At 59.6% G+C, this 23,837-nt stretch carries 27 protein-coding genes; 6 read left to right on the forward strand and 21 right to left on the reverse strand.

Going from position 1 to position 23,837, the window contains the following annotated elements:
- Position 1 precedes the first annotated feature (1 nt).
- From CPY51_RS18825 to def, 3 genes are all read right to left on the reverse strand, one after another.
- Positions 2-421, reverse strand: coding sequence for a type II toxin-antitoxin system VapC family toxin (locus CPY51_RS18825; protein WP_111161756.1), 420 nt, complete (start codon positions 419-421; stop codon positions 2-4).
- Entirely contained in the window at positions 421-681 is a 261-nt protein-coding gene (locus CPY51_RS18830) for a FitA-like ribbon-helix-helix domain-containing protein (protein WP_111161942.1), read from the reverse strand. Before CPY51_RS18830 ends, CPY51_RS18825 begins: the two co-directional genes overlap by 1 nt.
- Before the next feature lie 61 nt (positions 682-742).
- Positions 743-1,258 carry a peptide deformylase gene (gene def, locus CPY51_RS18835; protein ID WP_111161757.1) on the reverse strand — a complete coding sequence of 172 codons (516 nt, stop codon included), beginning with the start codon at positions 1,256-1,258 and terminating at the stop codon, positions 743-745.
- Between the two features lie 204 nt (positions 1,259-1,462).
- Here def and CPY51_RS18840 point away from each other — a divergent pair, with 204 nt between their 5' ends.
- From CPY51_RS18840 to CPY51_RS18850, 3 genes are all read left to right on the forward strand, one after another.
- Positions 1,463-2,620, forward strand: a complete 1,158-nt coding sequence (locus CPY51_RS18840; RefSeq protein WP_420820718.1) for a DNA recombination protein RmuC — start codon at positions 1,463-1,465, stop codon at positions 2,618-2,620.
- Positions 2,621-2,681: 61 nt separating this feature from the next.
- Complete coding sequence (locus CPY51_RS18845) at positions 2,682-3,581, forward strand: ribokinase (RefSeq protein WP_111161759.1); 900 nt, start codon at positions 2,682-2,684, stop codon at positions 3,579-3,581.
- A 249-nt stretch (positions 3,582-3,830) separates the two neighbouring features.
- Positions 3,831-6,191: a methyl-accepting chemotaxis protein gene (locus CPY51_RS18850; protein ID WP_111161943.1), complete on the forward strand. Its 2,361-nt coding sequence runs from the start codon at positions 3,831-3,833 to the stop codon at positions 6,189-6,191.
- A 104-nt stretch (positions 6,192-6,295) separates the two neighbouring features.
- Here the strand turns inward: CPY51_RS18850 and CPY51_RS18855 are convergent, their stop codons facing one another.
- Both CPY51_RS18855 and CPY51_RS18860 read right to left on the reverse strand, forming a co-directional pair.
- A complete protein-coding gene (locus CPY51_RS18855) occupies positions 6,296-7,006 on the reverse strand; it encodes a hypothetical protein (protein WP_111161760.1) in 711 nt (236 codons plus the stop codon).
- A 38-nt stretch (positions 7,007-7,044) separates the two neighbouring features.
- Entirely contained in the window at positions 7,045-7,989 is a 945-nt protein-coding gene (locus CPY51_RS18860; RefSeq protein ID WP_111161761.1) for a nucleoside hydrolase, read from the reverse strand.
- A 336-nt stretch (positions 7,990-8,325) separates the two neighbouring features.
- Between CPY51_RS18860 and CPY51_RS18865 the strand changes: the two genes are divergently transcribed.
- Positions 8,326-8,757: an Hsp20 family protein gene (locus CPY51_RS18865; RefSeq protein WP_111161762.1), complete on the forward strand. Its 432-nt coding sequence runs from the start codon at positions 8,326-8,328 to the stop codon at positions 8,755-8,757.
- Positions 8,758-8,803: 46 nt separating this feature from the next.
- Positions 8,804-9,061 carry a BQ00720 family protein gene (locus CPY51_RS18870; protein ID WP_111161763.1) on the forward strand — a complete coding sequence of 86 codons (258 nt, stop codon included), beginning with the start codon at positions 8,804-8,806 and terminating at the stop codon, positions 9,059-9,061.
- Positions 9,062-9,088: 27 nt separating this feature from the next.
- Here CPY51_RS18870 and trmB read toward each other — a convergent pair whose 3' ends face one another.
- The 16 genes from trmB to CPY51_RS18950 form a co-directional block, all read right to left on the reverse strand.
- Positions 9,089-9,790: a tRNA (guanine(46)-N(7))-methyltransferase TrmB gene (gene trmB, locus CPY51_RS18875; RefSeq protein WP_111161764.1), complete on the reverse strand. Its 702-nt coding sequence runs from the start codon at positions 9,788-9,790 to the stop codon at positions 9,089-9,091.
- 7 nt (positions 9,791-9,797) lie between these two features.
- The gene (metK, locus tag CPY51_RS18880) at positions 9,798-11,036 is read right to left on the reverse strand and encodes a methionine adenosyltransferase (protein WP_111161765.1); all 1,239 of its coding nucleotides are present in this window, start codon (positions 11,034-11,036) and stop codon (positions 9,798-9,800) included.
- 178 nt (positions 11,037-11,214) lie between these two features.
- Positions 11,215-11,634 carry a helix-turn-helix domain-containing protein gene (locus CPY51_RS18885; protein ID WP_111161944.1) on the reverse strand — a complete coding sequence of 140 codons (420 nt, stop codon included), beginning with the start codon at positions 11,632-11,634 and terminating at the stop codon, positions 11,215-11,217.
- Positions 11,635-11,789: 155 nt separating this feature from the next.
- The gene (lnt, locus tag CPY51_RS18890) at positions 11,790-13,391 is read right to left on the reverse strand and encodes an apolipoprotein N-acyltransferase (RefSeq protein ID WP_111161766.1); all 1,602 of its coding nucleotides are present in this window, start codon (positions 13,389-13,391) and stop codon (positions 11,790-11,792) included.
- Between the two features lie 97 nt (positions 13,392-13,488).
- Complete coding sequence (locus CPY51_RS18895; protein WP_111161767.1) at positions 13,489-14,670, reverse strand: hemolysin family protein; 1,182 nt, start codon at positions 14,668-14,670, stop codon at positions 13,489-13,491.
- Positions 14,671-14,679: 9 nt separating this feature from the next.
- On the reverse strand, positions 14,680-15,186 hold the full coding sequence (gene ybeY / locus CPY51_RS18900) for an rRNA maturation RNase YbeY (protein WP_111161945.1): 507 nt from the start codon (positions 15,184-15,186) through the stop codon (positions 14,680-14,682).
- A gap of 17 nt (positions 15,187-15,203) precedes the next feature.
- Positions 15,204-16,253 (reverse strand): PhoH family protein, encoded by a 1,050-nt coding sequence (locus CPY51_RS18905; RefSeq protein ID WP_111161768.1) that lies wholly within the window; start codon positions 16,251-16,253, stop codon positions 15,204-15,206.
- On the reverse strand, positions 16,250-17,692 hold the full coding sequence (miaB, locus tag CPY51_RS18910; RefSeq protein ID WP_111161769.1) for a tRNA (N6-isopentenyl adenosine(37)-C2)-methylthiotransferase MiaB: 1,443 nt from the start codon (positions 17,690-17,692) through the stop codon (positions 16,250-16,252). The genes CPY51_RS18905 and miaB overlap by 4 nt, the downstream gene beginning before the upstream one ends.
- A gap of 49 nt (positions 17,693-17,741) precedes the next feature.
- Entirely contained in the window at positions 17,742-18,539 is a 798-nt protein-coding gene (gene olsA, locus CPY51_RS18915) for a lyso-ornithine lipid O-acyltransferase (protein WP_111161770.1), read from the reverse strand.
- Positions 18,540-18,569: 30 nt separating this feature from the next.
- Complete coding sequence (locus tag CPY51_RS18920) at positions 18,570-18,998, reverse strand: Fur family transcriptional regulator (protein WP_111161771.1); 429 nt, start codon at positions 18,996-18,998, stop codon at positions 18,570-18,572.
- Between the two features lie 35 nt (positions 18,999-19,033).
- Positions 19,034-19,534 (reverse strand): GNAT family N-acetyltransferase, encoded by a 501-nt coding sequence (locus CPY51_RS18925; protein ID WP_244598719.1) that lies wholly within the window; start codon positions 19,532-19,534, stop codon positions 19,034-19,036.
- Positions 19,531-20,187: a tRNA (adenosine(37)-N6)-threonylcarbamoyltransferase complex dimerization subunit type 1 TsaB gene (gene tsaB / locus CPY51_RS18930; RefSeq protein WP_111161773.1), complete on the reverse strand. Its 657-nt coding sequence runs from the start codon at positions 20,185-20,187 to the stop codon at positions 19,531-19,533. Before tsaB ends, CPY51_RS18925 begins: the two co-directional genes overlap by 4 nt.
- Positions 20,188-20,211: 24 nt before the next feature.
- On the reverse strand, positions 20,212-20,775 hold the full coding sequence (locus tag CPY51_RS18935; RefSeq protein ID WP_111161774.1) for a NifU family protein: 564 nt from the start codon (positions 20,773-20,775) through the stop codon (positions 20,212-20,214).
- A 132-nt stretch (positions 20,776-20,907) separates the two neighbouring features.
- Positions 20,908-21,399, reverse strand: coding sequence for a universal stress protein (locus CPY51_RS18940; protein WP_111161775.1), 492 nt, complete (start codon positions 21,397-21,399; stop codon positions 20,908-20,910).
- A gap of 212 nt (positions 21,400-21,611) precedes the next feature.
- On the reverse strand, positions 21,612-22,676 hold the full coding sequence (gene trpS, locus CPY51_RS18945; RefSeq protein WP_111161776.1) for a tryptophan--tRNA ligase: 1,065 nt from the start codon (positions 22,674-22,676) through the stop codon (positions 21,612-21,614).
- Between the two features lie 118 nt (positions 22,677-22,794).
- On the reverse strand, positions 22,795-23,187 hold the full coding sequence (locus tag CPY51_RS18950; RefSeq protein ID WP_111161777.1) for a VOC family protein: 393 nt from the start codon (positions 23,185-23,187) through the stop codon (positions 22,795-22,797).
- A 203-nt stretch (positions 23,188-23,390) separates the two neighbouring features.
- Here CPY51_RS18950 and CPY51_RS18955 point away from each other — a divergent pair, with 203 nt between their 5' ends.
- Positions 23,391-23,819, forward strand: a complete 429-nt coding sequence (locus tag CPY51_RS18955) for a YcbK family protein (protein WP_111161946.1) — start codon at positions 23,391-23,393, stop codon at positions 23,817-23,819.
- Positions 23,820-23,837: the final 18 nt, after the last annotated feature.

A 23,837-nucleotide genomic window follows, 5' to 3' on the forward strand; every position in this document is an offset into this window, starting at 1 on the left:
TTCAACCGTCTTCAAACGGGTTTATCAGCTTGAGATCAAGCCCCTCGAAGTCTTTTGTATTCCGCGTGGCCAGAGTCGCGCCATGGCTGAGACAGATGGCGGCGATCATGGCGTCCTTGGTCTCCACTACGTGGCCCCGTTTCTCTCTCTCGGCACAAAGCGCGCCATAACGATGAGCTGCGCCAAGAGAAAACCCAAGAATACGACCTTCAAACTGGGATTCGATGCGATCGAAGGTCGAGACCAGTTGAGCGCGCCGCCTGCCCTCCGGCAATCGTGCCAGACCATACCGAATCTCTGCGATGGCGATGGTTGTCAGAAAAAGTGCTTCGAGCTCATAGCCATCAAGCCACGTCAAAAGCTTTTCGCTATGCGTACGACCTTCCAGCTCGGATATGACGTTCGTATCGAGAACGATCATCACTCGAACCGAGGCGGTGCGCGATCGGGCTGATGGCGAAATGCGGCGATCGCATCGATTTCCGCATCCTCAAATCTCTCATTGCCCAGAACGGCGCGCAATCGCTTTCCCGCTGTCTCGGTAGACTCGCTTTCGTTCACCAGAGCCTTGCGCAATTGCTCGATCGCCTCGTCGGAAAGGCTGCGGCCGTTCAGACGCGCATTTTCCTGCAATCGAGTTTTTAAGGCATCGTCGATGCCGCGGAGCAAAAGATCGCCCATGATCGCCTCCATTTGATATCAACGATATCATAAGCGCTCACGCGGCCATTTGCAATCAGTCCTAAAGGACCTTCGCCTTCGCCGCTTTGGTGAACTTCTTGATCACCATCTCGCGCTTCAGCCGCGATATATGGTCGATGAAGAGGACGCCGTTGAGATGGTCTATTTCGTGCTGGAGGCAGGTTGCGAGCAGGCCCTCGGCATCGATCATCTGGTCCTTGCCATCCCGATCGATGTATTTGACCGTGACCTGCGCCGGGCGTTCCACCTCAGCGTAGTAGTCCGGAATGGACAGGCAGCCTTCTTCATAGACCGATCGATCGTCGGAGGAGGAGAGGATTTCCGGGTTGATGAAGACCAGCGGCGTCCGTTCCTCGTCCTCTCGCGAAACGTCGATCACCAGCATCCGGCGCTCGACGCCGATCTGGACTGCAGCAAGGCCGATGCCCGGCGCGTCATACATGGTGTCGAGCATATCCTGCGCGAGGCGCTTGGTCTCGGCGTCGACACGTTCGATGGGCTTGGAAACCTGCCGGAGCAGCGGATCGGGCAAAATGATGAGAGGCTTGATCGTCATAAAGTTTCCCTTAACCCATCTTTGTTTGGGAGGGAATTATCAACATGCGCCAAAATCACGATTTTTGGAGGCAGCATCGCGGCTTAAAATTTGTTCACGTTTTGATCTGGATATTGTTTGGCATTTTGCTATGCTCCGGCAATGAACCCAATGACTCATTCCGATAGCAACCTCATTATTCTCTTTGGCCAACCGATTTCAACCATGGCTCTGCTCATTGGTGCGGCTGTCGTCGTTGCAATGATAGCGCTGATCGTCATGCAAAATGGCAGATCGCGAGGGCGGGCCGAAGAGGAAGCGCTCAAAGCCGCCGACGCCGAGCGCAGCATGGCGGAGCTGTTGCGGGTCCAATCGGAAATGCAGGGACGGCTGGCGACGATTGCCGAAGTCTTCGGATCACGGCAATCGGAATTCAATCAGGCGGTCAACCAGCGGCTCGACGGCATGTCGCAGCGGGTCAGCAGCACGATCCATGAGCAGGGAAAAGCCACGCACGAAAACCTCAGACGGCTGCAGGAACGGCTGGCGGTGATCGATGCGGCGCAGACGAACATCCAGTCGCTGGCCAAGGATGTCGTCGGACTTCAGGCCATTCTTTCCAACAAGCAGACGCGTGGGGCATTCGGCCAGTCGCGCATGGAGACCATCGTTGCCGACGGACTGCCGATGGGCGCCTACACCTTCCAGCAAACGCTTACCAACGGTTCACGGCCCGATTGCACGATCAGGATGCCGAATGGCCTGCCGCCGCTTGTAATCGACGCCAAATTTCCGCTGGAGGCCTGGAATGCAATCCGCGCCGCTGGCAACCCGGAGCAAGCCAAGATCGCAGCGCAGCAGTTTCGCCGCGACATGGAAGTGCATATCAAGGACATCTCCGAGAAATATCTGATCCAGGGCGAGACGCAGGAAACCGCATTCCTGTTCGTACCTTCGGAATCGATCTTTGCCGAGATCCACGAGAATTTCGAGGCGATCGTGCAGAGGGCTCACAGGGCTCGGATCGTCATCGTCTCGCCGTCACTGCTGATGCTGTCGATCCAGGTGATCCAGTCGGTTCTCAAGGACCAGCGGATGCGCGAACAGGCGCATCTGATCCAGGGCGAAGTGGCGCATTTGATGGATGATCTCTCACGTCTCGACGAACGGGTGCGCAAGCTGCAGGGACATTTCCTAAGCGCGCAGAAGGATGTCGACATGATCGTTACCTCCGCCGACAAGCTTGCCCGGCGCGGGCAGAGGATCGAGGCGCTCGAATTCGAAGCTGCCGGCGACAAACCGGCTATTGCAACCGACGAGATGCCGCGAACTGTCGAGAGCCGTACCGGCCTTCTCAAGCTGAGGGTGGTTGACGAGGACTGACTGCTTCGGGCAGTGTCGCGCCAAATCACAGTGCCTATCAAGACAGGGCGGGACCACCTTCATGATCACAGTTTTCGGCTCCATCAACATGGACCTCATCGCCACGACCGAGCGCCTGCCAAAACCCGGCGAAACAGTTGCTGGCAATGGATTTTCGACTGCTGCCGGCGGCAAGGGAGCCAATCAGGCGCTTGCAGCCCGTCGTGCCGGATCGAAGGTCCGCATGACTGGTGCCGTCGGCAATGACGGTTTTGCCGAGCCGGCGCTGGCGCTCCTCGATGCGGCCGGAACCGATCTCTCAGAGGTCAAGCGGGTGGCGGAACCGACCGGCACGGCGCTTATACTCGTCGGCGGCGACGGAGAGAACATGATCGCCGTCGTTCCCGGCGCCAACGGCACCATGACGGCCGAGGATGCAGTCGCCGCGGTCGGCGCCCTCACCCCAAGCGACATATTGATGCTGCAGCTGGAAATCCCGGTCGAGGCCGTCGAGAAGGCGTTGAATGCGGCCAAGCTCAAGGGCATCGCGACGATCCTCAATCTCGCCCCGCTTGTTCCGGAGGCGCCGCGGCTCGGTCGTCTTGCCGATATCGTCATCGCCAACGAGACCGAATTCGAACGCCTGGCTGGCCAGGACGGGATGACGAACGAAGATCGCGAGGCAGCTCTGAAGCGCCTGCACGCAGAGACCGGGCAGACACTGATCGTCACGCTCGGCGGCGACGGCGTCATCGCTATCAGAGACAATGTGCTTTCGCGCGCCAAGGGCCTGGTGATCGAGCCCGTCGATACCGTCGGCGCCGGCGATACGTTCTGCGGCTATTTCGCCGCCAGCCTCGATCAGGGCCTTGATTTTGAGACGGCGCTGCGCCGGGCGGCGGTCGCGGGCTCTCTGGCCTGCCTCAAGGCGGGTGCGCAGCCATCGATACCTGTTGCAAACGATGTCGCCCTGCACATCTAGGCGCCCAAGAGGTCGCGGTTCGAACAGAAGTTGACGCATCTGGTCGAATCGCCAAACCCCTTCGTTTCCATGGTATTTTAATCAATACTGATTAATCCTTTTTTTGCGCTTCTGGGCCACTGTTCGGGGACCTGCCGCGCTTGAATTTTCTGGCTGCGGCATTCCCCGGCGACCCCATGAAGGGGTCATCCTGTGCCGACCTTGCTTGCGGAGAATGTTCATCCGACGCATCGTTCTCTTGAGGAAATGATGTCCATCTTTCGTACGAAGTCGCTTGCGGCCAAGCTCATACTGGTCACCGGCATTGCCATTGCGCTCGTGCTGTTCGTCTCGAACTTTCTGTTGATTGCGCAGACCCGCGACAGGGTCCAGACGCTGACGATGGATCAGGCCAATAGCGAAGCCAAATCCATCTCGAATGAAGTCGCGGCCAATATCGGCGAACTGGCAAGTGCTGCGCGTTCGATGGCCGGTATCATTGGCCGTGCCCACGAGGGACACAACCTCGACCGCAAGGGCATCACCAACATCCTCAAGGCCAACCTCGAACAGAACGCGTTCGCCTTCGGCAGCTGGTTCTGCGAACAGCTCGGCGCCTTCGACGGCAAGACGATGGAGCTTGCCAACAACAAGGACGAAGCCGTCAACGACAAGGGCGCGTTTACGCCCTACTGGTCGAAGACAAAGGACGGCGGCATCCAGTTCTCGACCTTCAACAACGACTATACCGCCGAATGGTGGACGCTCGCCGCGACATCAGGCAAAGGCGCGATCACAGCCCCTTACATGGCTGAGGGCACCGAAGTTCCGACAACCATGAGTTCGATCGCCTATCCCGTCATGTCGGGCGGCAAGCTCCTTGGCGTTGCCGGCGTCGACATATCGCTCGCCTCGCTTTCCGACAAACTGCAGAAGCTCCACCCCTTCGGCACCGGCCGTGTGATGCTGGTCTCGCAGAGTGGAAAGTGGCTCGTTTCCTCCGACGCCAAGCTCCTGATGAAGGACTACCAGGACACCGGCGCCGATGTGGTGAAGTCGGCGCTGGCCTCGGCGACGCCAAGCATCGTCAAGGATCTCGGCGAGGAGACCAGCGAGCCGTTCGACCGGGTTGTATATCCGTTCGCCGTTCCGGGTCTCAACGCTACCTGGGGCGTTCTGGTCGACGTGCCGCACAGCGCTGTCGCAGGGCCGGTTCGGGACCAGACCTATATGATGATCGCCGGCGGCCTGATCGTGCTCGCAGCCGTGATGATCGCGCTTTACTTCGCTGTTCGCACCTTTGTCCAGAAGCCGCTCGGCGGCCTTGTCGCCAGCGTCAATGGTCTCAGCGCCGGTCAGTACGGGGAACCGGTCGGAGGCCAAGACCGCGCCGACGAAATCGGCTCTGTCGCCAAGGCCCTCGAAGGGTTTCGGTTTGCGCTTGCCGATACGCGCAGGCTGGAGGCCGAGGCTCACGAGCAGCGACATGCCGCCGAAAACGAACGCAGCCGCTCAGAGACTGAGCGCAGCGATTCCATCAGCATGCAGCGCCGGATCGTTTCGATCCTCGGCAACAGCCTCGCCGAACTGTCTCAGGGCAATCTCGGGCACCGCATCGCCGATGAATTCCCGGGTGAATATGCCAAGTTGAAGGAGGACTTCAACGCGGCCCTGACGAGCCTTGAAGAGACCATCCAGACGATGAACCTCAGTGTCGGCAATATCGGCAATGGCACGGGCGAGATCAGCACCAGCGCATCCGACCTTGCCCGCCGCACCGAGCAGCAGGCAGCCAGCCTGGAAGAGACCGCCGCCGCGTTGAACGAGCTGACGGCGCAGGTGAACTCCAGCGCCGAGAACGCCCGCACCGCGGCTGGCAGCGTCAATGCCGCTTCAGAGGATGCCGGCAAATCCGGGGAGATCGTCCAGAAGGCCATCGCCTCGATGCAAGGCATCGAGCAATCCTCGACGGAAGTCTCGCGCATCATCGGCGTCATCGACGAGATCGCCTTCCAGACCAACCTGCTAGCCCTCAATGCCGGCGTCGAAGCCGCCCGTGCCGGTGAAGCCGGCAAGGGCTTTGCCGTCGTCGCGCAGGAAGTGCGCGAACTGGCGCAACGCTCGGCCAACGCCGCCAAGGAGATCAAGACCTTGATCAACACCTCGGCGGGACAGGTCAAGGAGGGCGTCGATCTCGTCGGCCGCGCCGGTGGCGCGCTACACAAGATTGCCGAACAGGTTGTCGAGATCAACGGTCTCATCCGCCAGATTTCGGCATCTGCAAGCGAACAGGCGATCGGGCTGAAGGAGATCAACTCGGCGATGAACCAGATGGACCAGGTGACGCAGCAGAATGCCGCGATGGTGGAAGAGACCACCGCCGCCAGCGTTGCCCTCAACGACGAAGCGCAGACCCTGAAAGCACTGGTCGCCCGCTTCCGCATTTCCGGCCACCAGGCGCAACACACTCACAGCGCCTCGTCGGCGCTGCGTGCCACGGCCCAGCAGATGCGCGCACCGGCCGCTCGACGCGCGGCGCCAACCGCGCCTGTCGCGACGCCCGCCCGCAAGCCACAGCCGCAGAGCCGGGGCACATCGGCACTTGCGCGCGACGAGTGGGAAGAATTCTGAGCCATCGGCGATGAATGACAAAAGGCCGCCGGATCGCTCCGGCGGCTTTTATTATGACGGCGTGTCTGCCCGCATCTGCGCTGCTGACAATTGCGGGCTTTGAATCAGCTCTTTGAGACCCAGACTTGGAGCGGTGCGAGCTGAAGGGCGGTAGCCTTCTCGTGCTCCAGATCATTTTCAGACGACCAGAAGACAACCGGCAAGCCAGGATGGCGGCGACCAAGGACCTCCATTGCGGCCGTCCGAACGCTGAACTGCTCATTCAGGGAAAACCAATTGGATAGCCCTACAGATTGCCTGGAGCGAAAGGATATGAAGCCCGCCTCTATTGTATCGCCTGGGCGCATGTACCAAAATTCGATCCGCTGGTCCGACAAGAGGGCGTCGGTGAAAATGCGCTTCTCCTGATCACCGCCCCAAGCTACTTCCCAAAGCAGCAACTCATCGCGGGAGGCTACTTTTTTCCAATGATTTTCCGGAAATGCTGCCCCCTGTGCCAGAGTGCCGCCGAACCAGTGACCCTTTAGGATTGGTTCAAATCCCAAATGAGTGAGCGTCAGGTCGCAAAAGCTATCTTTGATACCCCAGCCTTTGAGAGGATTGCGCGCACGGACGCGCTCGATAAGCCCGCAGACCTCCGTCTGCGAATTGGGTACACGGGTTATTATGTTCGGGTAAAACTGTGGAGAGGAACTAAGGTTGGTCCAGGCACCGGATGAAACAATTTCATTCGACCCGTGGGCAGCGCAAACGGCGCTGCACCAGGCAATATTATCCTCTATCGCCAATTGAAGAAGCTGATCGATGCCGCTCATCGCATCCGCCTGTCCATGATGCGACCCCTTAGACAGGCTTAGATCCGCGCGAAACGCTCGGCCAAAAGCTCGAAGAACCCGTCGGCGTCGACGTGGCGCATCACCTTGGCATTGCGCTTGCGATCGGTCACGTGCCACCAGTCGACGACCGTCATGCCGACCGTCAGCTCCGACTGCACCTCGATCTCGACATTGCAATCGCGGCCCTGAAACAACTCCGGCTTCAGCAGGTAGGCGATAACGGTCGGGTCGTGCAGCGGTCCGCCGTCGGAGCCGTATTTGTCGACGTCGAAGCGCTCGAAGAACTCGAGCATCTCGACCATCGCCTTGGCGGGTGCCGTGCCGATCTCCGCGATACGCTTCACCCTGTCCTTGCGGGTCAAAAGCTGATGGGTGACATCGAGCGGCATCATGACGATCGGTACGCCGGCGCGGAAAATGACGTCGGCCGCCTCCGGATCGACATAGATGTTGAACTCGGCCGCCGGCGTGATGTTGCCACCCTCGAAAAAGCCGCCGCCCATCATCACCAGCTCGCGAACGCGCGAGACGACATCAGGCGCCTTGCGGAAAGCAAGGGCGATGTTGGTGAGCGGACCGAGCGTGCAGAGCGTGACGGCACCTGCAGGCTCCCGGCGCAACGTCTCGATGATGAAGTCGACCGCGTGCGTCTCCTGCAGCGCCATCGTCGGCGCGTCCACGACAGGACCATCAAGGCCAGTTTTGCCGTGCACGTGCTCGGCGGTAACCAGCTTGCGAGAGATGGGCCTGTCGGCGCCGGCGAAAACCTTGATGTCGCGACGGTCGCAGATCTCGCAGATGATGCGGGCGTTGCGACTGGTCAGCGACAGCGGCACATTGCCGGCGACCGTGGTGATCCCGAGCACTTCCAGTTCCGTCCTGCTGCCGAAGGCAAGCATGATTGCAGCCGCATCGTCCTGACCGGGATCGGTGTCGATAATGATTTTTCTTGGTTCGGCCATTATGCTCTTTCCGTCCGTGTTCGAAGGGCAGCCGTCAGCACCCCTGCTTAAAATTTGCTCGATGGGTAGGCGCGCTCAGGTGGGTCTCGGCGGCAAATCTGTCGATGTTGCCCTTGTGCTGATTTGATGCGGGTGGCCTTGGGCTTTGTCAAGCAGGCGCCGGGTGCACCTTTCAAAAACGCAACGTTGCTCGCCAAGGAAACGTTCCGGTCTTCGACGTTTCTGCGAGGTGAAAGCCTTCGCTTCTTGCGCTCCCCTTCGCCAGCACCCATATTAGTAATATCCGAATGCTGAAAATCAGGTTCGGAAGGGTCGCTTGATGCCAAGGACTTGACCATGAGCCGGATTACACCTTTTGCCAGCCCGCTTCTTCTGGGCTTCGATGCCATGGAAAAGACGCTTGAGCGAATTTCCAAGGGCAACGACGGATATCCCCCTTACAACATAGAACGCCTGCGCGCCGACCGGCTTTCCGGCGATCCCGAGCGTCTGCGCATCACGCTTGCCGTGGCTGGATTTTCCGATGAAGACCTCGACGTCACCACGGAGGAAGGCCAGTTGATCATCCGCGGCCGGCAGAGCGAACATGAAGAGCGTGACTATCTCTACCGCGGCATCGCGGCTCGCCAGTTCCAACGGGTATTCGTATTGGCGGATGGCATGCAGGTGCTGGGTGCATCTCTCAAGAACGGCCTCCTCTCAGTCGACCTCATTCGACCGGAGCCCGAGCGAATGGTAAAGAAAATTAACATTTCGGTCTCACAGTAAGACAACGGCATCATTGCCGCAGGTCCCGCGTATGGGAGGAACGGAAATGCTTTTAAGAGAAGTCACGTCTCACCTGACCCAAACCGAACTCGCCCACCTGGGCAGCGGTGAGGTCGCTTATATCAGGAAAATGGGCTCCGAAGAGGTCTCGCGCTGCTTCCCAGAAGCGCCGGAGATCGACCCGACTGTTGACCTCTGGGCTCTGTTTGCCGCCGACGGCACGCCGATACTTCTGACCGACAACCGATCCAGCACCTTTTACAAGGCGGCCGAAGACGAGTTGAAGACAGTAAGCCTGCACTAAGCTTTTCACGAAAAAACGCCGGCGGGATCAAACCCGCCGAAAGGTGAGATAGGCCGACGACCGGCCCTCACGCTTGGCTTTTGCCTCGTAGCGCGTGCTCGGCCAGCCTGCGTAGGGTGTCAGCCAATCGGAAGCATTCCTTGCCGTCCAGGCAAAGCCGCCGTGGTCGCGGCAGTGCTGCAGCGTCCAGTTCACATAGGTGTCGATATCCGAGGCGAAGCAGAACAGCGCGCCGGGCTTCAGCACACGATGGAAGCGGTCGAGGTTTACCTTCGACACGAAACGGCGCTTCCAGTGCTTCTTCTTGGGCCATGGATCCGGATAGAGCAGGTCGATCTGGTCGAGACATCCGTCCGGCAGCCAATCCAGCAACTGCGTCGCATCGTCGTTGTAGACGCGAACGTTGCGCGCTCCGGCTTCCTCGACATGTGCCAGGAGCTTCTGCATGGAATTGACGAAGGGTTCGACGCCGATGAAGCCGGTCGTCTGGGTTTCCACGGCACGATGAATGAGATGCTCGCCGCCGCCAAAACCTATTTCCAGGCGCAGATTTTCCGTCTGCACCGGAAAAAGGGCGTTCAACGGCTGCGGCGGTTTGCTCGCAAGATCGATGAGGAACTCCGGCAGCAGCGTTTCGAGCCTATCGGCCTGCAGGCCGCGCAGGGGTTTCCCCTTGCGTCGGCCATAGAAAGCTTCCGTCGCCCGCGTCCGGCGTTCCGTATCGATCATCGAAGTCTCAGGCCTTTATGGCTTCCTTGAGCGCCTTGACGAGATCCGTGCGCTCCCAGGAGAACGAGCCGTCGCGGCCCGCCTTGCGGCCGAAATGGCCGTAGGCTGAGGTCTTGGCATAAATCGGCTTGTTCAGGTCGAGATGTCGGCGGATGCCGGATGGGGAGAGGTCCATGCTCTTGCGGATCGCGGCCTCGACCTGGTCTTCCGTGACCTTGCCGGTGCCGTGGAGGTCGACATAGACTGAAAGCGGCTGTGCGATGCCGATGGCATAGGCAATCTGGATCGTGCAGCGATCGGCAAGGCCTGCTGCAACGACGTTCTTTGCGAGGTAGCGCGCGGCATAGGCTGCCGAACGGTCGACCTTGGTGGTGTCCTTGCCGGAAAAAGCGCCGCCGCCGTGCGGAGCAGAGCCGCCGTAAGTGTCGACGATGATCTTGCGGCCAGTCAGCCCCGCGTCGCCATCAGGTCCGCCGATTACGAACTTGCCGGTCGGGTTGATGTACCAGTTGCAATCGTCGGCGATTTTGAGTTCGCCAATCGCCTCGCGGATGTAGGGTTCAACCACAGAGCGGACCTTGGCGGAATCCCAGCTGTCGTCGAGATGCTGGGTCGACAGGACGATGGAGGTCACTTCGGCCGGCTTGCCGTCGATGTAGCGCACAGTCACCTGGCTCTTCGCGTCCGGGCCGAGCTTGGCCACGTCGCCCTCGCCCTTCTTGCGGGCGGTTGCCAGCAGATGAAGGATGCGGTGTGAATAATAGATCGGTGCCGGCATCAGATCAGGGGTTTCGCGGCAGGCATAGCCGAACATGATGCCCTGGTCGCCGGCGCCTTCGTCACCCTGCTGATCGGACGCGTTGTCGACGCCCTGGGCGATATCCGCCGACTGCGAATGCAGCAGCACGTCGATGCGGGCCTTCTTCCAGTGAAAGCCGTCCTGCTCATAGCCGATGTCGCGAATGGCGCGGCGAGCGGCAGCCTTGAACTTCGAGGGGTTGATAACGTCCTTGCCGTCCTTGTCCTTTTTCATCAGGCTCGGCGGCAGGCGGACTTCGCCGGCGATGATTACGCGATTGGTCGTCGCCAGGGTTTCGCAGGCAATGCGCACTCCCCAAGGATTGACGCCGGTCTTTGCCGCTTCACGGTAGACCAGATCGACGATTTCGTCCGAGATGCGATCACAAACCTTGTCCGGGTGGCCTTCGGCAACAGACTCGCTTGTGAACAGGTAATTCGCGCGCATGTGGGATTCCCCTCAAAGAATAAATCTCCGTATGTGTTATTCAGTTCGAGGGCGGAAAACAAGTCGCAGAAGGACATAAATATATCTTTATATCCCTTCGAAGAGGGTAAAATATTGCAGAAAACACACAAAAGGCGGCCGAATCGACCGCCTTTTTTTTTTGCTGCAAGTTGTTGACTTATTCGGCGTCGGCTTCGGCAGCCAATGCCTTGACCAATTCCACGACCTTGCGACGGACCTTGCTGTCCGAAATCTTCACGAAGGCGCGGTTGAGCTGAAGACCTTCCGAGGAGGACAGAAAGTCGACGACATAATTCGAGCTCGAGGCTTCAGCCATACCATTGGGAGAAGTCGAGTGTTCGCCTGGAGCATCTTCAAAGAAGAAGGAAACCGGAACGTTCAGAATTGTGGAAATGTTCTGAAGACGGCTGGCGCCAACGCGGTTGGTGCCCTTTTCATACTTCTGAATCTGCTGGAATGTGATGCCAAGGCTCTCCCCCAGCTTTTCCTGACTCATTCCCAGCATCGTGCGTCGCAGACGGATACGGCTGCCGACGTGTATGTCGATCGGGTTTGGCTTCTTTTTATTTTCAATCATCATATAGCCCTAACAAAAGGTTGAATTCTGGTCCTGTTGCCCGGTGCCGCGAACCATCCCCGTTTATAACGCCACGTTGTAGTAACGTTCGCCTGCCCTCTATCTTACGTTATCGAGCTCGGCTTGGACCACTATGCAATTTTAGGGGTTTTTGGTCAATTGACCCTCGAAATAAAACCCATGCGTGAAATCAGAGCGATCAACGCTACCCCCCCTATGATCAACCAGAAGTACATTTTTCGTACCCTGTCGTCGATATCCGACCTGGTTGCACTACTCAGAGTGGCGTCAAAATACCCTTGCGCATTTAAGTCGATTCCCGAAATCACACGTCCGTGAGCGTCAGCAATAACAGATATCCCTGAATTAGCACTACGAATCAAGGGAAGCCCATATTCGACCGCTCTTACGCGCGCCTGCTGCAGGTGCTGATAGGGACCAGGCGTATCGCCGAACCATGCATCATTCGTAACGTTCAGAATGGCGTCTGCCTTGTAGATGTCCGCAGTCATCTCGCTCGGAAAAATGATCTCGTAGCAAATCAATGGATAAAGTCTGATGCCGCTCGGCAACGTCAGCAGCGAGCGCGTGGCCGATGCCGAAAAGCCGCCCGGCATCTCGACGACGTTCTGGATGCCGAGATTTTTGAGAATGCCTTCGAAGGGGACATACTCGCCAAAGGGGACGAGATGCACCTTGTCGGACGCGCCGATGATCTGGCCGCGGCCATCGATGACATATACCGAGTTGTAATAGCGCGGCGGCGAACCTGGCCCCATGTCCTCGGACCGCACGGCACCGGCGATCAGGATCTGATCGTCATCGAGCACATCGGCGATGCGGGTCAGCGCGTCCTGGTTGTCGGTGAGGATGAAGGGGATCGAGGTTTCCGGCCAGACGATGATATCGGGCCGCTTGCCACCATCCTTCGGCGGCTGGACGGAAAGCGCGAGATGCTTCTCGAAAATCGCCGAGCGGTCTGCGTCCGTGTCCTGTTTCGCCTCCTGATCGATCGCCGGCTGGACGACCCGGACGACTGGCGCCTTTCTATCGGGTGCAAAAGGCGGCTCCGGCTGATGTAGCGCGTAGTAGCCATAGCCAAGATGGGCGGCGAAAAGGATGACGGCAAGCCCAATGCCCGGAACGGCTCCCTGCCGGGTGCCAAGCAAGGCCGGCGCGGCGAAGACGAAAACCGCCAGCGCCGTTACACCAAGCATTCCGATCAGATGCGCCGATTGCATCATCAGCGGGGTGGGCATCATGCCGTAGCCGATCGCATTCCAGGGAAAGCCGGTAAAGATGAATGTGCGCAACCACTCCAGGAGACCGAACCCCAACGCCAGCGCGGCGATGCGCCCCATGCCGTCGGACCAGACGAGGCGGGCAAGTGCTGCCGCCAACCCATAAAAAATCGCAAGACCAGCTGGGAGGCCCAGGATCGCCAACGGCAGGGCCCAGGCAAACTGATCAGCGTCGACAAGCAGGGCGTGCCCCACCCACCAAAGCCCGGCGACGAAATAGCCAAAGCCGAAAAGCCAGCCGGTGGCGAAGGCCGGCCACAGCCTTCCGAGCAATCCACTGTCCGGCGCGGCGGCCGCGCCGTCAATCAACCAGACAAGCAGCGTGAAGGAGATGAACATTGCTGCGAAGAAGCCGAAGGGCGGAAGGGCCAAGACACCTATCGCTCCTGCAAGAATGGCCAGCAATGCGCGCTTGAAACCCCAGACCAGGATAACCCTGCCCGCAAGCCATTCCATAGGCGCACTCCTTCAAAAGACTTGCGAATCAACTGAAGCGCAGTCTTTCAAAAAAGCGGCGACTTGTCCTGCGCCAGAGCGCGGAAAGGCTCGCCAATCACCCTGCTGTGTTGAGATCGACGCCGGGTTCCCTGGGGAGATTGTCGAGTGGAGGCAGATCGCGGTCCGGAACATTGCCTTCGCCGTCGCCCTTCGTAGAACGTCGACGCGCGGGATGGCGCTTGCGGGTGATACGGACGCGCTTGATACGGCGCGGATCGGCGTCGAGAATGTGAAATTCGAAGCCGGGAAGCGCTTGCACCAGCTCGCCGCGCACCGGAATCCGGCCGAGAGCCGCGAAGATCAGGCCGCCCAGCGTGTCGACCTCGTCGACCTGCTCGGCGATATCGAAATCGGGGCCGATAGCCTCGGCGATTTCCTCCAGTTCGACGCGTGCGTCGGCAACAAACATGTCCTCCGAGACACGCTTGAACATGACCTCCTCGTCGTCATGCTCGTCGTCGATATCGCCGACCACCATCTCGACGATATCCTCGTGCGAGGCCAACCCGTCGGTGCCGCCATATTCGTCGATGACCAGTGCCATCTGCGTGCGGTTGACCTGCATGCGCCGCAACAGGTCGGACGCCAGCATCGACGGCGGCACGAAGAGTATCTTGCGGATGATGCCGGCTTCCGCCACGGACTTTTGCAGATCGACGCGGCTGAGATCGAAATTCGGCTTGGCCGAGCGCGGTGCCTTTTCAGCCTTTTCGGCTGTAACCGCTGCGGCCTGGAGGGAAGCAGCCGTCGGCTTGGCGCCGGCCTTTCGTTTGTTTCGGGCTTGCTTGGCTACAAATGACAGCAGATCGCGGATATGTACCATGCCGCGCGGATCATCCAGCGTGTCGCAATAGACAGGCATGCGCGAACGGCCGGATTCCTCGAAAAGGATCATCAGCTCGCCAATGGTGATGCTCTGGTCGACAGCCTCGATGTCGGCTCGCGGGACCATGACGTCGGCAACGCGAACCTCGCGGAAACGCAAGATATTGTGCAGCATCGCCCGCTCGTCCGGCGAGAATGCATCATCATCAGCCGAATTCGTCATCAAAGCGTCGGCGAGATCCTCGCGAATGCGCGAGCCCTGGGCCGGGCGCAGAATACGCGCCGCACGTGACCAGAAGGAAGACTGGGATCGTGCTCCCTGCCTGCCGTTACTACTGCCCCCGTCGTCGGACGAGGAAGCATCTGCTCCGTCTTTGGCCTCGGCGGCCGGCTTCGTTGTAAAGTCGCTCATGGTTCCTAATCAAACCGGGTCTTGACCCGCATAGGGATCAGATAGGCCAAGGCTCGCCAAAATGCGAGTCTCAAACCCCTCCATAATTTCGGCTTCTGCAATATTCATATGGTCGTAGCCGAACAGATGCAAGAAACCATGGACCATCAGATGGGTCAGATGGTCGTCGAAGCTCTTGCCGAGGTCGACCGCTTCGCGCTCGACTGTCTCCCGGGCAATCACAATATCGCCGAGCATCGGCCCGGGCATACCACCCGGCTTCAGCGGAAACGCGGGGAAGGAGAGCACGTTGGTCGGCTTGTCCTGGTCGCGCCACTCCGCGTTGATTTCGCGGATCGAGGCGTCATCGGTGAAAACCAGCGATACTTCCGTCGGCATCTTGGGGAAAGGCTGGCCAGCCTTCACGTGCAAGTACGAGGCGGCAGCGCCGAGAACACGCTCCGCAAATGCCTGAAGGACTTCCTCAGAGGGCCACTCGCCCTCCTCGATGCCGATCTGGATGTCCAGCTCGGCGATTTTATCCGGTTCAGGCATCAGTTCTGACGATCGCCATCTTCGCCATTGGCATAGGTCGCGTCATAGGCCCTGACGATGCGGGCGACAAGCGGATGGCGGACGATGTCGCTATCCTTGAAGCGGATGATGGAGATGCCCTCGACGTTGTTCAAAAGCTGCAGCGCCTCCACCAGGCCGGATTTTACGCCGCGCGGCAGATCGATCTGGCTGGGGTCCCCGGTGATGATCATCCGCGAATTCTCGCCGAGACGTGTCAGGAACATCTTCATCTGCATCGACGTGGTGTTCTGCGCCTCGTCGAGAATGATAGCGGCATTGGCCAGCGTCCGGCCGCGCATGAAGGCAAGCGGCGCAATTTCGATGACGCCGGCAGTCATGGCCCGCTCGACCTTGTCGCCGGGCATCATGTCATAGAGCGCGTCATAGAGCGGCCGGAGATAGGGGTCGACCTTTTCCTTCAGGTCGCCGGGCAGAAAGCCGAGGCGCTCGCCGGCTTCGACGGCCGGGCGCGTCAGGATGATCTTGTCGACGGCGCCGCGCTCGAGCAACTGCGCTGCGTGCGCGACTGCAAGATAGGTCTTGCCCGTGCCGGCGGGGCCGACGCCAAAGACGAGCTCGGCGCGCTCAAGGGCCCTGAGATAGGCGTCCTGCGTCGGCGTCCGGGCAATGATGGTCTTCTTGCGGGTGGAAACCTGCGCCATCGTCAATTTGGCTTTTTTCTCCATGGTGGGAAGGGTGAGCTGATCGTCGGCGGCCACCGCCATGCGGATTGCACCTTCGACGTCGGATTGTTCCACGCTGCCGCCCTTCTGGAGTTTGTCATAGAGATAATCGAGGGTGCGGCGAGCCTGATTGGTGGCCGACACGTCGCCGGTGATGACGACGGAATTGCCCCTGGCGCGAGCGTCGATGTTCAGCCGCTCCTCGAGAAGTTTCAGGTTCTGGTCGAACTGTCCGAATAGTTCGCTGGCGAACCTATTGTTCTCGAACGTCAGGACGAAGTGATTGGCGTCGCTTGCGATGCGGGGCTGGCGCGATGAAGAGGAAACCAATTCTTGTCCGTTCAAGCGGTCGAGCTCCTTTGCGTATCTGAAACCTGCACCACTTCGCCGAAAAGGCTGTTCGTGCTGGTTCCGGTGATTCGTACGTTTATAATGTCACCGATTTGCGATGCTTTTGCATCAACATTCACTGATTGAAGCCAGGGAGAACGTCCGATGATCTGTCCCGGCATGCGACCGGGCTTTTCAAGCAACACATCGACGACTTTGCCGACGCATGTTTCCGCGAATTCATGCTGCTGCTTCAAGAGCAGAGCCTGCAATCGTTCCAGCCGTTGCGCTTTGATTTCTTCCGGCACCTGGTCTTTCAACTCTGCACCGGGCGTGCCCGGACGCGTTGAATATTTAAACGAGAAGGCCTGGGCGTAAGCCACATCTTCCACGAGCCTGAGTGTATCCTCAAAATCCTGGTCTGTCTCCCCCGGGAAGCCGACAATGAAGTCACCCGAAAGGGCGATATCCGGGCGAGCAGCGCGGATCTTGGCGATCAGGGCGAGGTATTCTGCCGTCGTATGGCGTCGGTTCATTGCCTTCAGAATTCGGTTCGAACCCGACTGGACCGGCAGATGCAGATAGGGCATCAGCGTTCTCAGGTCGCGATGGGCACCGATCAGCCTATCGTCCATGTCGCGCGGATGGCTGGTGGTGTAGCGCAGGCGAGCCAGTCCCGGAATTTCGGCCAGCCGATAGAGGAGGTCGCCGAGGCTCCATTCCTCACCGCGCGGACCCTTGCCGTGCCACGCGTTGACGTTCTGGCCGAGAAGCGTGATCTCCCTCACGCCTCCGTCCACTAGTTTCAGTGCCTCGTCGACAATCTGCGCGACGGAACGCGAGACTTCGGAGCCACGCGTGTAGGGAACCACGCAGAAGGTACAGAATTTGTCGCACCCTTCCTGAACCGTCAGAAAGGCCGTGACCCCGCGCGCCTTGATCTTCGATTTCTCGGCACTCGGCAGATGCTCGAACTTGTCCTCGATGGCATATTCCGTATCGACGACACGCTGGCCCTGTTGGGCACGGCGCAGCGCCTCCGGCAGCCGGTGATAGGTCTGCGGTCCGATGACGACATCTACTGCGGGTGCCCTGCGCAGGATTTCCTCGCCCTCGGCCTGCGCCACGCAGCCGGTCACACCGATCATCATCTCGCGCCCATCGGCAGCCTTGCGCTTCTTCATGTCGCGCAGACGCCCCAGCGCCGAATAGACCTTCTCGGCTGCCTTCTCGCGAATGTGACAGGTGTTGAGGAGGACGAGATCTGCTTCCTCCATGTCCTCGGTCTGCTCATAGCCGTCGCCGGCAAGCGCATCGCTCATGCGGATCGAGTCATAGACGTTCATCTGGCAGCCATAGGTCTTGATGAAGACCTTGCGACTGTTGGGGCGGCTGCTTGAGCCATCGCGGAGTTTCGTCTCCGGGGCGATAGTAATTGCGCTGTCCTTTATCATGGCCGCTATTTAGTGGCTTTTTGCAGTAGAGAAAATCGAAATCTTTCGACTATGTGACTGGGCGGCCGAGGAGCCTGTCCATGAGCATCGTGCGGATACGCCCTGCGACCTCGGCGCTGACCTGCTTGCGGTTGGTGTCGGTGCGGTATTCGACTGCCTCGCCGAAGCAGACGTCGACGTCGATCGCCCCGACGGCGAGGATGTCCTTCAGGTGCGGCAACAGCTCGATATCTCCAGGCCAGGCGGCGAGCGGGCGATAGTAGCGTCCCATGGGGACGCCGTAGACGCCGGTATAGGCGACAGCGACCGGCTGGACATAGACGATACCGTCCGGAGCCTGAGGCAAGGCGGCGGCGGCGGCACCGAAGAGCGACGACTTGACGTCCAGAAGACGATTGCCATCCGAGGTCGTGCCCTCAGGAAACAGGACCATGATCTCGCCGCCGGCCATGCGATCGGCGATTTCGTTTACCTGATCCCCGGTCTTGCGCTTTTGCTCGCGCTCGATGAAGACGCTCTTCTGCAGCCGGGCAAATTGCCCGAAGATCGGCCAGCTCTTGACCTCGGATTTGGCGATGAAGGCGACGTCGGCAACCGCCGACAGAACCAGGATGTCCATCCATGAGGAATGGTTCGACGCGAGCATCAACGGCCGCCGATCCTCCAGCCTGCCATGGACGCGGATGCGTATGCCGAACCAGTAGCAGACGATACGATGCCAGATGCGTGGGAGGTAGCGTCGCGGCCGCCAGTCGAAATAGAGGCAGAGGCATTGGAGAGGCAGGAGCACGAGGCTGGCGAGAGCAATGACGACGGCGGCACAGCCGAGGCGCAGCCAGGTCATCAAGTGCTTTGCTCCCGAAACGGCGCCATGATCTCAGCGCTCGTCTTTCTTCAGCGGCACGCCATAGAGTTCAAGGCGATGATCAACCAGCTTGAACCCGTGCTCGCGGGCGATGCGCTCCTGCAGCGCCTCGATTTCCGCCGAGCGGAACTCGATCACCGTGCCGGTCTTCAGATCGATCAGATGGTCGTGATGCTCTTCGGGCACGGTCTCGTAGCGGGAGCGGCCGTCGCGAAAATCATGGCGGGCAATGATGCCGGCATCCTCGAAGAGCTTCACCGTCCGATAGACCGTCGAAATGGAGATCTTGCCGTCGACCTTGACGGAGCGGCGGTGAAGCTCCTCGACGTCAGGGTGATCCTCAGACTCTTCGATGATCTTCGCAATGACTCGACGCTGATCGGTCATGCGCATGCCGCGTTCAGCGCAAAGTTCCTCGAGCGATTTAGCGATATCTGTCATGGAATGCGGTCTTCAAGCTTCGTTCCGAATAGGGACTAACGAAGAACGCGGCGCATGACAAGCGCCGTCGACTTCTGGCCCTTTTCGTCGACATAGTAGGCTTGGCGTTCGCCAACCTTCTCGAAGCCGAGCTTGCGGTAGAGGCCAAGTGCCGCCTGATTGCCGCCATCGACCTCGAGAAACATGGTCTCGCCGCCGCGTGCGTGGGCTTCGCGCATCGCTGCCTGCATCAGCCGCCAGCCGAGACCGGTACGGCCGAGCTTTGGATGTACGGCGATCGCCAGGATCTCAGCCTCTCCCGCCACATGGCGCGCCAGTACAAAGCCCGGCAGCGGCTTCCTCAGGATCGCGTTGGTCTGACGGGCAACGAAGCCGAACACAGTCTCCTGGGACAGCAGGCTGTGAAATTCGCCCGCGCCCCAGCCCTTTGCGAACCGTTCACCGTGCAGAACCGAAACCTCGGCACAATCGCGCGACTCCATCGCGACAATTTCGAATTCGGGCTTCAGCGACAGGTAGGCTTCCAGCATCGTCATTTCAGGGCAACCGCAAATCCCGCCTGCGGCCTGACATCAGGTCCGCGTAAATAAAGTGGTTTCGGCTTTTCGCCGATGCCCGCGAGGGCGCCGAGCTTGGCAATAACGGCAATCGGGAACCGGTCGCCGGAATTCTCGGTCGATTGCCCGGTCAGCAACGAAGCGCCTGAACCGACGATATCGCCTTTAAAGCCAGAGGCAATTGCCTGTGCCTTCTCAACGGTCACGGCTACCGGTTCGCCAGCCGCATGCCCGCGCTCATCGAAACGCTGCAAATAGACTTCGCCGCGCTTGGCATCCATCGCCACGAGCAACGGTCGTCCGGGATTGGCTTGATGATGAGCCGCGGCAAGAACCTGAAGCGTCGTGACACCGACAGCCGGAATGCCGAGAGAAAGGGCGAAGCCGCGCGCGGCCGCGACGCCGACGCGAATGCCGGTGAACGATCCCGGACCGATGGATACGGCAATGCGATCGACGGATTGCAGGGCGACGCCGGCCTTTACCAGCGCGCGATCGATGATCGCCATCAGAAGCTCCGCGTGCCCACGTCCGATCGTTTCCGTGACCTCCCCAAGCACAGAATCAGTGCCGCTGTCATAGACTGCGGCAGCGCAATCCACACCAGCCGTGTCGAGCGCCAATACGATCATATCATGATTCCAAGCGGGCCGAAATCAGACGGCTTCGACTTCCAGCACTTCAGGAACGAAGTGGCGGAGCAGGTTCTGCACGCCATGCTTCAGCGTCGCTGTCGAGGACGGGCAACCGGCGCACGAGCCCTTCATGTTCAGGTAGACCTTGCCATCCTTGAAGCCGCGGAAGGTGATGTCACCACCGTCCTGGGCAACGGCGGGGCGAACGCGGGTCTCCAGCAGTTCCTTGATGGTCAGCACGATCGACTCATCGCCGGCATCGAAGAACTCACCGTCGATATCGGTCTCTTCGGTCGACGAAGGGCTGCTCATTACCGGCTTGCCAGACATGAAGTGCTCCATGATCGAACCGAGGATAGCAGGCTTCAGATGCTGCCATTCCTGGTCTTCCTTGGACACCGAAATGAAATCATAGCCGAAATAGACACCGCTGACGCCGGGGATATCGAAGATTCTGGATGCCAATGGGGAGATTTCCGCATCGTCCGCACTACGAAAATCCGCGGTGCCGTTCTCCATGACGACCTTGCCGGGGAGGAATTTCAGCGTCGCCGGGTTCGGCGTGGCTTCGGTCTGTATGAACATCGTCATCTCCATGCGGCGGGCGAAAAACGCCTCGACACCGTCTTTAGAACTCTTCAAAAGAAAATAGGCCCATTCGACGGCGCATTCAAGAGCATCGCACTCAAGAAAACCGCCGATCGTGGCAAGATATACTCAGCTCAGCGCGTCGATTTCCTCGTTGGTCAGTGAGTCGGGCAATATCGTCACGGGAATCGGAAATGCGGCGCTGCGACCGGCGACGGAGGACACGAGCGGTCCGGGGCCTTCCTTGGCAGAGCCTGCTGCCAGAACCAGAAGCGCCACGTCTCGGTCTTCCTCGATGACGGCATTGATCTGCTCGGCGACTGCGCCTTCGCGAATCACGATTTCCGGATCGATACCGATCGTCTCGCGAACGATCTGCGCGGATTTTGCAACGACGGCCTGCGCCTCCTCCATTGCTTCGGCTCGCATGATCTCCTCGACACCGAGCCACTGCTGGAAGTCGCCGTCGGGAATGACATAGAGAAGGACGAGACCGCCATTGGAATTCTTAGCCCGCCGGCCGGCATAGTGCACGGCACGCTGGCATTCGGGTGTTCCGTCAATCACCGCCATGAATTTGCGGCGATGGCCCTCGAGCCGTGAAAGTCGCTTTGATACCATAGCGCGGACTCTGACACCCGAAAAAGAGATTTTGCAAGCCCCCCGTTTCTCCTTCGCCCCAACGGGGGAGAAGGTGGCCCGAAGGGTCGGATGAGGGGGTGGCCCGACACGTTCTATCCCGGCTATTCGCAAGGTGTCGCTGCGCTCCTCCCCCTCATCTGTCCTTGTCGGACATCTTCTCCCCGCTGGGGAGAAGAGGGGCATTTATTGCTCTAGTAGACGAAGCCGATGATGTCGCGGACCTGTCTCATGGTGACTTCCGCGCGCGCTCTCGCCCGCTCGCCGCCGTCGCGCAGGATCGCGTCGATATGGCTGGTGTCGTCCATCAGCCGGCGCATTTCGCCTGTGATCGGCGACAAGACGCTGACGGCCAGATCGACAAGCGCCGGTTTGAAGACCGAGAACTGCTGGCCGCCGAACTCGCTCAAAACCTCGGCTTTCGATTTATCGGCCAAAGCCGCATAGATGCCGACGAGGTTGTCGGCTTCCGGGCGTCCGGCGAGGCCGGCGACTTCGCTCGGCAAGCCATCCGGATCGGTCTTCGCCTTGCGAATCTTCTTCGAGATCGCCTCTTCATCGTCCATCAGGTTGATGCGGGAGAGATCGGACGGGTCGGACTTCGACATCTTCTTGGTACCGTCCTTCAGCGACATCACGCGCGGCGCGGGGCCGTCGATCAGCGCTTCGACCAGCGGGAAGAACGCATGGATAGGCTCTTCGCCAACCACCGTATCGATACCGTAGCCGGTGCGACGAATGTGCTCCATGTAGTCGATGTTGAACTTCTGGGCGATGTCGCGCGCAAGCTCCAGATGCTGCTTCTGATCGTCGCCGACCGGCACATGCGTACCGCGATAGACGAGGATGTCGGCAGCCATCAGGCTCGGATAGGCGAGCAGGCCGAGGGAAGCGTTTTCGCGATCCTTGCCCGCCTTGTCCTTGAACTGGGTCATGCGCTGCATCCAGCCGATACGGGCGACGCAGTTGAAGATCCAGGCAAGCTCAGCATGCTGCGGAACGGCGGACTGGTTGAAGACGATGTGCTTCTTGGGATCGATTCCGGAGGCGATGAAGGCTGCGGCTATCGAGCGGATCTGGCCGGGCAGGTCTTCATGCACGAGCTGCGCAGTCAACGAATGCAGGTCGACGACGCAATAGATGCAGTCGTTGTTTTCCTGCAGTGCCACGAACTTGCGGATGGCACCGAGATAATTGCCGAGGTGCAGGTTCCCGGTCGGTTGGACGCCGGAAAATACGAGTTTGTTGAATTCAGTCATTTCGTCCTCAAAAGGCTGGTGGAGGGCCCCGGGTCAGGCCTCAGCCCTTCCTTGGTCGTTCGGCGGGCTTATGCACGCAGGAGGCGGCTCAATCAAGTGGCCGGCCCGACGAAGCCGCTCAAGAATGCTGGATCAGGTCCCATTTGTTGCCATAGGGATCGGCGAAAACTGCGACAGTGCCGTAGACCTCGCGGCGTGGCTCTTCGAGAAAGCGGACACCCTTCGCCAGCATCGCGGCATGATCGCGGGCGAAGTCGTCGGTCTTCAGGAAGAAGCCGACGCGTCCGCCGGTCTGGTTGCCGATCGCGGCTTTCTGCTGTTCCCCGAATGCCTCGGCAAGCAGCAAGGCGGCGCCCTCTCCGCCTCCGGCCTTCACCACCACCCAGCGCTTCCCTCCCGGCTGGACCTCGTCGCGCAAGCAGTCGAATCCGAGCGTGCCACAATAAAAGGATTTGGCGCGGTCGTAACTGTCGACGACGAGCGTGACGAGGAAAACGGATTGCTGGGTCATCGTGTCGTCCAATCTCACCGCGAATTGCCTGTGAATTTTCTTTTGTTCGCAATTTAATTGATTTTACCAAAATATGATGAGGAGAATTAATCACATTTTAGTATAATTTTACATAAATTTGCCTTTTTTTAGAATTTGATTCCCTCTGCGAAAAAATGGCGCCGGCCCGGCCTTTTCGGATCGGCCATATCAAGGAGGACGCAATGCACAATGCTTACTCGATCGCACTCGCCGGCCTTTTCACCCTCTCGTCCGCCGCCACAGGGCAGACACAGATGAACAAGCGGCCCCATTTCGGCTTGGCAAGACATAGTCCGTCGGGGCCCTATTCGATGCAGACCACCAAGGTCAGTACCGGCTGTTTCCCGGCAAAGCTCCAAGCCATCCTGTCTTATATCGCCAGCCAGACGCGGCACGATCCGATGGTGACATCCGGCTTCCGGCCGCACGCCAGCCGCTCGGGCTCACTGCATCGCAGATGCATGGCAGCCGATATCAGAGTGCCGGGCGTCTCCGAAAGGGCGGTCGTCAGCGCGGCACAACGCGCGCCGGGAATCGGCGGCATCGGCACCTATTGCAACGGCATTATACACGTCGACATCGGCCCGAGCCGACGCTGGATTCATTGTTGACGGGTTTACTTCGCTATC

Origin of the sequence: Arminella tubonensis (genome assembly GCF_003240585.1) — a bacterium.
GTDB classification, from domain to species: Bacteria; Pseudomonadota; Alphaproteobacteria; order Rhizobiales; family Rhizobiaceae; genus Rhizobium; species Rhizobium tubonense.